The sequence below is a fragment of the uncultured Roseobacter sp. genome, from assembly GCF_947499265.1.
GTDB lineage: Bacteria > Pseudomonadota > Alphaproteobacteria > Rhodobacterales > Rhodobacteraceae > Roseobacter.
Genome location: NZ_CANMNK010000012.1, coordinates 1 through 11,597, shown reverse-complemented (window position 1 = coordinate 11,597; position 11,597 = coordinate 1). Strand labels below are relative to the sequence as shown.

Sequence of the window (11,597 nt, the reverse complement as noted above, 5' to 3'; positions counted from 1 at the left end):
GTGATCTTCCTGGGCGCGATATGTCGGGGATGTGGGGCTGATTGGAAAACTGTCCAGATCAGCTGCGGTCATAAATATCCTCGTAGCGCACGATGTCGTCCTCCCCCAGATAGGCGCCGGTCTGCACTTCGATCAGATACATTGGCACCTGCCCGGGGTTGGCCATGCGGTGCACGGCGCCCAGCGGGATATAGACGGATTGGTTTTCGGTCAGCAGCTGTTCGTTTTCCCCCACGGTGACCTTGGCGGTGCCCGCGACCACGATCCAGTGCTCGGACCGGTGCACGTGGCTTTGCAGGGACAGCACCCCGCCCGGTTTGACCATGATGCGTTTGACCTGAAAGCGGGATCCGAGGCAGAGCGTCTCGTACCAACCCCAGGGCCGGTAGAAGCGCGGATAATCGGTGGCCTGTTCGACTTTCGCCGCTTTCAGCAGGGTGACCGCGTTTTTGACCTGCTGCGAGGCGTTCATATCGGCCACCAGCACCGCATCGCGCATGGCCACGGCGACGATGTTCTTCAGCCCCACGCCCACCAGATGCAGATTGTCATCCTCCGAGCGCAGGAAGGTGTTTTCGCACTCCAGCGCTGTGGTCGGCCCCTGTTGCACGAGGCCCGCGTCATCAGGATCCGAAGCGGCCCAGAGCGCATCCCAGCTGCCCAGATCGGACCAGCCGCTGCTCAAAGGCACGGCCATGACGTTTTCGGCCTGCTCCATCACTGCGTAATCGATGGAATCGGCGCGCACCGCGGCAAAGGCCTCTTCTCCCAGCCGCATGAAGCCCAGATCCTCCGCCCCGGTCTCGATGGCCGCGCGGCAGGGCGCGATCATATCCGGTGCATGGGCCTCAAAAGCGGCGATGATGTCGCGCACGCGCCACAGGAAAAGCCCGGCATTCCACAGGTGCCGCCCGCTGGCCATGAAGGCCTGTGCCGTCTCTGCATTGGGTTTTTCGGTGAAACTGGCAAGCTTGACCGGCGTGTCGCCTGCGGCTGTCTCCGCCAGTTCAAGGTAGCCATAGGCTGTTTCCGGCCGGTCGGGCGTGATGCCGAAGGTCACCAGATGGCCCTCAGCGGCGGCTTTTGCCCCCGCCTGAATGGCCGCATGGAAGGCGTCGATCCCGCTCATGATGTGATCGGAGGGCGCGACCAGCATCATCGCCTCGGGGTCCGCCTCCAGCAGCAGCGCGGCACAGAGGATGGCGGGCGCGGTATTGCGCAGGGCCGGCTCGATCACCACGCGGGCGTCTGTCAGGCCAATGTCGGCGCATTGCTCCATCGCGATGAACCGGAAATCGGCGTTGGTCATGATCAATGGTGCGGCGAAATCGGGCCCGCTCAGGCGCTTGCAGGTGGTCTGAAACAGCGTGTCTTCGCCGATCAGGTTGCTGAACTGCTTGGGAAAGGCTTTGCGCGAGGAGGGCCACAGACGTGTTCCGGAGCCCCCACAAAGAATAACCGGATGTATCACACGCGTCTCCCTGCACCTTGGATCTGTGGCTTGCACTCCTCATGCACATACTCCGACGACATGCAGGCGACAATAAGGTCTGACGCGCCAAAAGCATGATCCTGCCCCGCCTCTGCATGCGGGCCGGATCGGGCGCAGGGAATTGATGCGAAAATATCACAGCAAAAAGACGCCTGAAATCGTGCTGCAACTGCAAACAGATTGCATGCTGGTGGGAAAAACCCTGATGGTATAGGGGGAAACCGGGCGGTGACGTTGTCCATTCAGGGGTAAAAAATGTGCATCTCTGCGCTGCAGCGTCATAAAGCCGTGCGTTCCCGGGTATTAATGTTGTAACGCATAACGATAGTCGCAAGTTGGTCAAATGAAGCTTATTATCCAAATCCCCTGCCTCAATGAGGAAGAAACCCTGCCTGCGGTCCTGCGGGACCTGCCCACCACAATCCCCGGCATCGATATCATCGAAACCCAGATCATCGACGATGGGTCGACCGATCATACGGTCGCTGTCGCGCAAGAACTTGGGGTCACCTATATCGTGCGCAACAAGACCAACAAGGGATTGGCGCGCAGTTTCCAGAAGGGCATCGAACATGCGCTGCTGCGGGGCGCCGATATCATCGTCAACACCGATGGCGACAACCAGTATGACGGTAATTCCATCCCCGATCTGGTGAAGCCGATCGTGGAGGACCGCGCCGATATCGTGCTGGGCGACCGCGATACCGCCAGCAATATGGAATTCTCCGCGCTCAAGCGGCGCCTGCAGGCGGTGGGCAGCTCGGTGGTGCAGCGCATGGCGGGCATCGAGGTCACGGATGCGGTCTCGGGGTTTCGCGCCTATTCCCGCGAGGCGGCGTTTTCGATCAACGTGATGACCACCTTCAGCTACACCACGGAGACGCTGATCCACGCGGGCCAGATGGGCCTGACAATTGTCTCGGTGCCGGTGGGCACCAACAGCAAGACCCGGCCGTCGCGGCTCTTCAGCTCGATGTCCTCCTTCATCAAGAAGCAGGCGCTGACGATTCTGCGCAGCTATGTGATGTACCGCTCGCTCAATGCGTTCTCCACCCTGGGGGCGGTCATGATCGTGATCGGGATCGTGCCGATCATCCGGTTCCTGTATTTCTATTTCATCGGCGAAGGCGGCGGCAACATTCAGTCGTTGATCCTCGGCAGCATGTTCCTGCTGGCGGGGTATCTGACGCTGGTGCTGGCCCTGCTCAGCGATACCATCGCTACCAACCGTCGCCTCATCGAGGCCACGCTGCGCCGGGTCCGCCACCTGGAGATCGATCAGCAGATGGCGCTGTCAGACGCCGCAGAACCCCCCTTCGTTGAAGCGCCGCAGAAGAAGACCGCCAGTGCTGGAAGAAAGTAATATACTGCCCTCCGAAAGGGTGTCCCCAACAACCCTGGTGGCTGTGATGATCGCCGTTGTGAGCACCCTCGTCTATCTGCTCCTCGCGCTCGACATTATGATGCCGTGGAAAGACACGCCCTATTGGGGCATGGACATCTATAATTACCAGGCGATCGGTATTCTGAACGGCACGTTGGAGATGCCGGTACGGATCATCGGCTACGAAGGCCATTATGCGCCCGACGGCACGGCGGTTTCCTATCACGGGATCGCCCCGATCCTGACCCGGCTGATCGTGGCGCCTTTCATGGATCTCAACAACCCGGCGATCTCGGGGGCGTCGATCTGGTTCTGGTGCACGCTGGGCGCGGTCTTCTATCATCTGTCCTTTCATCAGGTCGCGGCCCGCTACTGGCCCGAGGAATCGTTCAATCGGATGGTCTGGTTCGGGGTGCTCTCGTTCATGGTCTGGGTCACCGCGCCCACGCTGTTGATGGTGGTGGCGGTCCCCTTCTATCATGAGCCCATCGCGCTGAGCTATGCGATGGCGGCGATCTGCGTCTTTTGCATGGTGCGCTATCACTTCTTCGATGCCCCGCTGTCCAAAATCCTGATTCCGATGGGGATCTGTGCGGCGATGACCGTACATGCACGGCCCAACCTCGCTCTGGGCTTGCTGCTGGGGACGGGATTTCTCTGCCTTGTGGCGCTTATCGGGCGGGACCGGATGAAGATGCTGATTCCCATCGCGGTGTCCGGCACCATCATGGTGGGCTCGCTGGCCGGCTTCATGGTGCTCAACAGTGTCAAGTTCGGCAGCGCTGGCAAGGTGCATGGCACCTATGAGGACACCGGGGTGCAATATGGCCCGGTTTTTTGGGGCTTTGAGGAGCGTGACAGCCCGCGGGCCAGCGCCTTCATCGAACACGGGCGGTTCAACGCCAAACGCATCCTGCCCAATCTGGCGATGTATACCTTTGCTCCGCCACGGCGGGTGCTGAAAAGCAAGGCGCCCTACCGCAAGGCCCTGATTGCCTACCGCAAGGTCACCACACCCATGCTCGGCTTCATCCGGATCTACATGCCGACAGCAGGCGCCTTCTACCTCTGGACCGGCTGGTTTGCGCTGGTGCTTTTGGGTTTCAGGCGCACAGGCATTTTCACACCGGGGGGCGTGGCGCTCCTGGGGACCACAGCCGTCCCGGCGGTGGTGACGCTTAGCTACGGCACGATCAGCCTGCGATATTCCTTTGACATGTGGCCCTTTCTGATGGCGCTGGCGATCTTTTCGCTGCCGGCGGCCTGTCGCAGCCTGATGGACAAGAGCACCCCCAGAAAGTTTTTCCTGCTCGGATGCGCCGCATTGGTCTTTGGGCTCTACATAAGCCTGATTTCCGCGCGCACCTATAATAACGGATATCAGCGAACCTTCGGGCAGGTCTGGACCTATGAGGAATGCGCCGAGCGCGTTGCCGAGAAGGGCCTGCCTTCAGAGCGGCTTGCTACGATATGTGCGCTGTGACCGGCACCTGGGCATCCTCGTGGGGATGCCGCTGATGCAAACCTCAGAGACGGCAAAATCCCGCAGCAGCGGGGTTGTGAAATGGATCGGGCGGGCGCTGACGCTGGCCGCCCTGGCCTTCATCGCCTGGGAGGTGCGCCGGCAATGGCCCGCGCTGAGCCAGTGGCAGCCCACCGCGCTCGATCTGACGCGAACCCTGGTGCAGTCGATGCTCTATGGCGCCTCGCTCTATATGCTGGCGGGCAACTGGCAGATCATCCTCGACAAGCTCAGCGGTGGGGCCATGCCGGTGCGGCTGGGGCTCTTTTCCTACACCAGCACGCAAATCGCCAAATATATCCCCGGCAATGTCGCCCATCTGATCGGGCGCTATCTGGTGCTGCGCGGCAAGGGGCTGAGCGATAAGGCGCTGGGGCTGGCCACGCTGATGGAGCTTTTGTCCATGCCGCTGGCCGCCGTGCTGACCGCCTCGCTCTTTGTTACCCTGATGCCGCTGGATCCGGCGATCTGGTTTGCGCCGCTGGCCAATTTTGCCGCCCCCTTCGTGCTGGGCGCGGGCGTTCTGGCGGGGCTTGCCGTTTTCGTGATCCCCGCGCACCTGCCCTGGATCTCCCACGGGCGCCGGCTCTGCCTGGTGGTGCTGATTGCCTGCCTCTTCATGGGTATTCTCGGGCTCAATCTCTGGGCAATCCTCTATTTCATGATCCCCAACCCCTCCTTTGCGGTGATCCCCGCCACCATCATCGCCTGGCTGGTGGGCTATCTCACCCCGGGCTCACCCGGCGGCATCGGCACGCGCGAGGCGACGATCCTGTTGCTGCTGGAAGGGGTGGCGCCGGACAGCACCCTGCTGCTGTCTGTCCTGATTTTCCGCATCGTCACCGTGAGCGGTGATTTCTTCTGTTACGTCTCAGGACAAGTGCTTTTACGCCCAACCGCTGCGTGAAGCAGCAAATCCCGCCGACGATCGGCGGATCGTCACGCGACTGCCACAATAATTTTGAAAGACCCGGTAAAGCGTTGTATCTCCCCCCTGCCGCTGCGTAGTGCGGCGTTATTTGAATGTTGAAGGTCATGTTACAGGACACAGTGGAACATCACCCGATGCTTGCGGTCGATCTGGATGGCACATTGCTGCGCTCTGATATGCTGCATGAAAGCTTCTGGTCGGCCTTTAGCCGCGACTGGCGCACGCCCTTTGCCGCCGTCAAAAACCTCTCTGAGGGGCGCGCGGCGCTGAAAAGCCATCTGGCTGAGGCCGCCGATATCGATGTGACCACCCTGCCCTATGACACGGGCGTCATCGACTATGTCCGCGCCTGGCGCGACAAGGGGGGCAAGGCCGCGCTGGTCACCGCCAGCAATCAGGATCTGGCGGACCGTATCGCGGCGCATCTGGATATTTTCGACGCGGTGCATGGCTCGGATGCGGCGCATAATCTCAAAGGGCCGAACAAGGCCGCCTTCCTCACAGAGACCTTCGGGCCGCGCGGCTATGCCTATATGGGCGACACGGATGCCGACCTGCCGGTCTGGAAAGGGGCTGCGCGGGCGATCACCGTCAACGCGCCGCCCGCTTTGCAAAAACAGGTCGATGCGATGGACGGCGAGGTGGAGCATCTCAGCACGGTCACCGCCTCGGCCAAACCCTACATCAAGGCGCTGCGCCCGCATCAATGGCTCAAGAACGTGCTGGTGTTTCTGCCGATGCTGGCGGGTCATCAACTGGGCGCGATAACCTTTTTACAAAGCATCCTGGCCTTCATCATCTTCTCTGTTGTGGCCTCCAGCGTCTATGTGCTGAACGACCTGCTCGATCTCAAGGCCGACCGGGCGCATCCGCGCAAATGCCTGCGCCCCTTTGCCGCCGGGACCATCCCGATTGCCCATGGCGGGCTGATGTTCGCCGCGCTGATCACGCTGGGCGCGGTGCTGTCGCTCTTTCTCAACCCCACGTTCCTGGGGATCATGGTGGTCTATTACATCACCACCACCGCCTATTCGCTGACGCTCAAGCGCCGGGTGATCATCGACATCTGCACGCTGGCAGGGCTTTATACCCTGCGCATCATCGCCGGGGGGGCGGCCACTGGTATTCAGCTGTCGATGTGGCTGCTGGCCTTTTCGATCTTCTTTTTCTTCTCGCTGGCCACGGTCAAGCGGCAGGCGGAGCTGGTGGACAGTGCCGCCAGCGGCAAGCTGAGCGCCTCGGGGCGCGGCTATCATGTCGATGATCTGCCGATGGTGTCGATGATGGGCATCGCCTCGGGCTATGTCTCGGTGCTGGTGATGGCGCTTTACGTGCAGTCGCCGGACGTGATGCAGCTCTATTCCAGCCCGATTGCCCTCAGCGGCATCTGCTGCATCCTGCTCTACTGGCTGTCGCGGATGGTGATGCTGACCCACCGCGGCTATATGCATGACGACCCGGTGGTCTTTGCCGCCAAGGACCGGATCAGCCAGGTCTGCGTGGTCGTCATGGCCGGGTGCGCCATCGGCGGGGCCCTGCTGTGAGCCTGCAAACGCTGGTTCTGCGCTATGCCGCCTTTGCGGTCATCGCCACCATTGCCAATTTGGGCGTGCAGCGCGTGGTGCTGGCCTGGGATGCCTCCGCCCTTGGCTTTGCGCTCGCCGTTTTTGCCGGAACGCTGGTGGGGCTGGTGATCAAATACGCGCTCGACAAGCGCTGGATCTTTGCCGACACCTCCACCGGGCTGAAGGCGCATGGTCAGAAATTCACCCTCTATACCGTCATGGGCGTGATCACGACCGCGATCTTCTGGGGCACCGAAACCGCCTTCTGGCTGATCTGGGAAACAGACCTCATGCGCGAGACCGGCGCGGTGCTGGGGCTCGCGGTGGGCTATATCGTCAAATACAAGCTCGACCGCCGCTTTGTCTTCACCGATACGCATCTGGGGACCGCCGCATGAAGCTGTCGGGCTGGGGGCGCTACCCTGTGCATACCACGGCACTTTGCAGGCCACGCACGCCGGAGGCCCTGCAGGCGGAACTCGCCGACGGGCCGGTGATCGCCCGCGGCAACGGGCGGGCCTATGGCGACAGCGCCGTGGCCCAGGGACGCACGGTGCAGATGCGCCACTTCAGCCATATGATCTCGTTCGATGACGCAACAGGCGTGCTGGTGGCCGAGGCGGGTGTGCTGCTGGGCGATGTCATCACCGCCTTTCTGTCGCGCGGCTGGTTTCCCCCCGTCACGCCGGGCACCAAATTCGTGACCCTGGGGGGCATGATTGCGGCCGATGTGCACGGCAAGAACCACCACAAGGACGGCAGTTTCGGCAGCTTTGTCGACTGGATCGAGCTGATGGGCCCGGACGGCGTGATCAAACGCTGCTCCCCGCGCCGCAACAAAGAGCTTTTTGAATGGACCCTCGGCGGCATGGGGCTGACGGGTGTGATCCTGCGCGCCGCGATCCGGCTGCGCCCGGTGGAAAGCGCCTGGATTCGCCAGACCACCCGAGCGCTGCCCAATCTCGAGGCGGCGATCGAGGCTTTTGAGGCCGCAGATGAGGCCACCTATTCCGTCGCCTGGATTGACTGTCTGAGCAAGGGCGATCAGCTGGGCCGCTCGCTCTTGATGCTGGGTGAACATGCGGCGGGCGATGATCTGAAAAAGAGCCGCAAGAAGCGCCCCTTCGAGGTGCCTGTAAAATCCAAACGCACCATCCCCTTTGACGCACCGGGCCTCGCGCTCAACCGGTTCACCGTGCGGGCCTTTAACAGGCTCTATTACTGGAACGGCACGCGCAAGGCGGGCACCACGCTGGTGGATTGGGACAGTTATTTCTACCCGCTCGATGCGATCCTGGGCTGGAACCGGATCTATGGCCGCCGCGGCTTCATGCAGTTTCAATGCGCGCTGCCGCTGGAGACATCCGCGGAGGGTCTCAAGGCGCTGCTGGAGGCGACATCCGCCGCCGGCGCCGGGTCGTTTCTGGCCGTGCTGAAACGGTTCGGGGCGCAGGAGAGCCGTTTTTCCTTCCCGATGGCGGGCTATACGCTGGCGCTGGATTTCCCGGTCAACCGCACCACGCTGCAGCTGATGGAGCGGCTTGATGCGATCACGCTGGCGCATCAGGGGCGGTTTTACCTCGCCAAGGACAGCCGCATGAGTGCGCAGACCCTGCGCAGCTCCGACACTCGGGTTTCCGATTTCGAAGCGATGCGCGCCGCAGGCGGGCTGCCCGCGCGGTTTCACTCCAAACAATCTGAAAGGCTATCCCTATGAGCAAAGGCGCTGTTCTGATCCTCGGGGCCACCTCCGACATTGGCCTTGCCGTGGCGCATCGCTTTGCCGGTCTGGGCCATCCGGTCCAGTTGGCCGCGCGCGATGCCGCAGGGTTGGAGGCCACCAGGACCGATATGGCCCTGCGCCATAACGTCGAGGTCACGACCCATGCGTTTGACGCGCTGGCGCTGGAAAGCCACGCGGGCTTCATCGATGCGCTGCCGGAGCTGCCGCGCATCGCCGTCTGCGCCGTGGGCCTGATGGGCGAGCAGTCCGAGAACGAGGCCGATATGGAACGGGCGGTGCGCGTCATGCGCTCCAACTACGAAGGCCCGGCCAGCATCTTTGGCCATCTGGCCAATCGCTTTGCTGCCCGCGGCTCGGGCGCGCTGGTGGGCATCAGTTCGGTCGCGGGGCTGCGTGGGCGTGCGACCAATTATATCTATGGCTCGGCCAAGGCGGGGTTCACCGCCTATCTGTCGGGCCTGCGCAACCGGCTGGCAGGCGAAGGCGTGCATGTGCTGACCGTGCTGCCGGGCTTTGTCGCCACCCGCATGACCGAAGACCTGGAGCTGCCCGAAAAACTGACCGCCGAACCGGAGGAAGTCGCGGATGCGATCGAGGCCGCCCTGCGCAAGGGCCGCAACATCATCTATGTGCGCAAGATCTGGTGGGGGATCATGACGATCATCTGCAATATCCCGGAACGGATCTTCAAAGGCATGAAGATATGAGCGACAGCATGGCCCTTCCCCGGGAGAGCCGGTTGGAAAGATATATCTGGCTGCTGGCCTTCGCCATTGCCGCCCTCAGCCTGCTCATGGGCTTCTGGTATCACTACAATGCCTATCTGGCGGGCGGGCACCCGTTCATCCAGGGCGACTGGCTGATCAATTCGATCAACGGACCGGTCAGGCGCGGGCCTCTGGGCTCCGTGATCATCCACATCGGGGACTGGACGGGGCTGGGTCCGCTCACGGTGACAGTGATCCTGCAGCTGAGCCTGATGATTGTCATGACGCTGCCGGTGCTGCTGGCGTTCTGGCGGCTGCGCATCCCGGCCTATGCGCTGCTGCTGACCTCCCCGGGGTTCTTTATCGTGTTCTGGGCCTCCAGCCCAACGGGCAGCCTGCGCAAGGAAATGATCGGGCTGGCCAGCATCTGCGTGCTGCTGCTGATCCCGCTGTTGCCAAAGGCCTTTCGGGGGCTGGTGGTGGCATTTTCCCTGCTGCTCTTTGCCATTGCCTGCATCGGGCATGAGGTAAACACCTTTATGGCTCCGGTTCTGGCCGCCCTTTTCGTGATCACCCTGCGCCCCGATCTGCGCTCGCGGGTGCTCTGGGCGGCGGCGGCGGTGTTCTTCGCTCTCACCGCGGCGGCCCTCCTCTATGCGATGAGCCAGGCGCAGATCAGCGACCGGGCCGCTGTCTGCGATCCGCTGTTGGAGCGCGGTCTGGGCAGTAACATCTGCAGCGGCTCCATCCGCTGGCTGACCTATGATAGCGCCCATGCGCGTGCCGAGCTGATCCGGCGCCTGACCGCCCCCGGTGCCGCGCTGAGTTTTGCCGTTGCGGCCACGCTGGTGGTGGCGCCGCTGGTCTATCTGGTGTCGCTGCATGACCGGGCGCGGCTGCTTTATGGCGTGCTGGCGGCCTGCCTGCTGCCGGTGCTGCCGCTGTTTTTTGTGGCTCACGACTGGGGGCGCTGGCTCTGCATCTACATCACCCTCTTCACGGTGGTGATCTTTGCGCTGGCGCTGCAGGGGCGCATCAGGATGGTCCGACCGGTCAACCCTGTGGTGCTGCTGACCTTTGTCTGCCTGAGCTTTGTGTGGTCGCCCCACCATATCCTCGGCCTGCAGCTCGGCGGGATCGTGAAACGCATCCTGACGTAAGCCGCCTGCAGCTTCAGGCCTGATCCAGACCGGGTGCCGCCCGCCGCCGTTTGGCGGCCGTGCGCAGCTGTTCCACCGGCGCATCGACATATCTGCGCAACACCAGGCTAAGCCCGGCGCAGATCAGAACCGCCAGGACAAAGACAATGCCCCCCTCCAGCGTGGTGTTGGGGCGGGCCACGCCGACAATATAATGCGCCGCAATCAACGCCGCCGTCCAATGGGCGATATAGATGTGATAGCTGAAATCGCCGATGAAGCGGTCCGCTGGGCTGTCGAACCGCTGGCTGGGTTTGGCCAGCCAGCCCACGGCCACGGCATTCAGCGCCATATTCACATAGAACATGCCCGAGGCGGGGTAATCGATCCCCTGTTGGCGCAGCCAGGAGGCAATGGCGGGCAGCAGCGCAAAGAGCGGGATGAACAGCAGATAGGTCAGCCGAATGTCCGGGCTGCGCTGCTCAAACCAGAACCGGTAGTGATAGATCAGCCCACCGATGGAAAACGGCAAGGCCCCTGCCACGATAAAGGCGTATCGGGTGCCATAGCGCAGCTCCAGCGCAATGGTGGTGATGTGATAGCCCAGGCTGAGGATGAACACGGCCCAGGTCAGGTGGCGCCAGCGAAAGAGCCCCAGACCGATGAGCGCGTAATAAAACAGCTCGATCGTCAGCGCCCATGTGGCGGGGGCCAGCCGGGGCTGGACGCTCAGCGGGATCCAGCTGGCAAAGATCATGGTGATGTTCTGCAGCCATTCCGCCGCGGTTGTGGGCAGGAAGATCGCGGGGCGGTAGGTGCTTGTGACCTCTTCTCCGAGGATCAGCACCACCCCCACGGTCAGGATCAGCACCACCCAATAGGAGGGGAAGAGCCGCAGGATCCGGTTCAGTGCAAAGGTGGCCGTGCCCTGCGGCGAATAGCCGTAAACGCCGTTCATCACCAGTGCCATCAGGTAACCCGACAGGATGAAAAACCCATGCACCGCGTAATGGCCGACAAAGGGCAGAGCAATGATATGCGAGGCGACCACCCAGAGGGCCAGATAGGTTCTAAAAAGACCGAACATGAAAAGAATAAAGCTCTTTAATAAGG

General features: G+C 62.2%; 10 protein-coding genes. 8 read left to right on the top strand and 2 right to left on the bottom strand.

Features of this window, described 5'->3' with window-relative positions; genetic code table 11:
• Nucleotides 1-58 precede the first annotated feature (58 nt).
• Complete coding sequence (locus Q1A63_RS23640) at nucleotides 59-1,471, bottom strand: mannose-1-phosphate guanylyltransferase/mannose-6-phosphate isomerase (protein ID WP_298976310.1); 1,413 nt, start codon at nucleotides 1,469-1,471, stop codon at nucleotides 59-61.
• Between the two features lie 364 nt (nucleotides 1,472-1,835).
• Here Q1A63_RS23640 and Q1A63_RS23635 point away from each other — a divergent pair, with 364 nt between their 5' ends.
• From Q1A63_RS23635 to Q1A63_RS23600, 8 genes are all read left to right on the top strand, one after another.
• Nucleotides 1,836-2,855, top strand: a complete 1,020-nt coding sequence (locus tag Q1A63_RS23635) for a glycosyltransferase family 2 protein (protein ID WP_299410258.1) — start codon at nucleotides 1,836-1,838, stop codon at nucleotides 2,853-2,855.
• A gap of 19 nt (nucleotides 2,856-2,874) precedes the next feature.
• The gene (locus Q1A63_RS23630) at nucleotides 2,875-4,359 is read left to right on the top strand and encodes a hypothetical protein (protein WP_298976314.1); all 1,485 of its coding nucleotides are present in this window, start codon (nucleotides 2,875-2,877) and stop codon (nucleotides 4,357-4,359) included.
• 34 nt (nucleotides 4,360-4,393) lie between these two features.
• Entirely contained in the window at nucleotides 4,394-5,305 is a 912-nt protein-coding gene (locus Q1A63_RS23625; protein ID WP_299632622.1) for a lysylphosphatidylglycerol synthase domain-containing protein, read from the top strand.
• A gap of 128 nt (nucleotides 5,306-5,433) precedes the next feature.
• Nucleotides 5,434-6,873: a UbiA family prenyltransferase gene (locus tag Q1A63_RS23620; RefSeq protein ID WP_299632621.1), complete on the top strand. Its 1,440-nt coding sequence runs from the start codon at nucleotides 5,434-5,436 to the stop codon at nucleotides 6,871-6,873.
• The gene (locus Q1A63_RS23615; protein ID WP_298976320.1) at nucleotides 6,870-7,292 is read left to right on the top strand and encodes a GtrA family protein; all 423 of its coding nucleotides are present in this window, start codon (nucleotides 6,870-6,872) and stop codon (nucleotides 7,290-7,292) included. The genes Q1A63_RS23620 and Q1A63_RS23615 overlap by 4 nt, the downstream gene beginning before the upstream one ends.
• A complete protein-coding gene (locus Q1A63_RS23610; RefSeq protein WP_298976321.1) occupies nucleotides 7,289-8,611 on the top strand; it encodes an FAD-binding oxidoreductase in 1,323 nt (440 codons plus the stop codon). The genes Q1A63_RS23615 and Q1A63_RS23610 overlap by 4 nt, the downstream gene beginning before the upstream one ends.
• Nucleotides 8,608-9,345: an SDR family oxidoreductase gene (locus Q1A63_RS23605; RefSeq protein ID WP_298976322.1), complete on the top strand. Its 738-nt coding sequence runs from the start codon at nucleotides 8,608-8,610 to the stop codon at nucleotides 9,343-9,345. The genes Q1A63_RS23610 and Q1A63_RS23605 overlap by 4 nt, the downstream gene beginning before the upstream one ends.
• Nucleotides 9,342-10,505, top strand: coding sequence for a hypothetical protein (locus Q1A63_RS23600; protein ID WP_299632620.1), 1,164 nt, complete (start codon nucleotides 9,342-9,344; stop codon nucleotides 10,503-10,505). Before Q1A63_RS23605 ends, Q1A63_RS23600 begins: the two co-directional genes overlap by 4 nt.
• Nucleotides 10,506-10,518: 13 nt before the next feature.
• On the opposite strand, the gene Q1A63_RS23595 is transcribed toward Q1A63_RS23600, so the two are convergent.
• The coding region (locus Q1A63_RS23595; protein WP_299632619.1) for an acyltransferase at nucleotides 10,519-11,597 on the bottom strand (1,079 nt) is incomplete at its 5' end.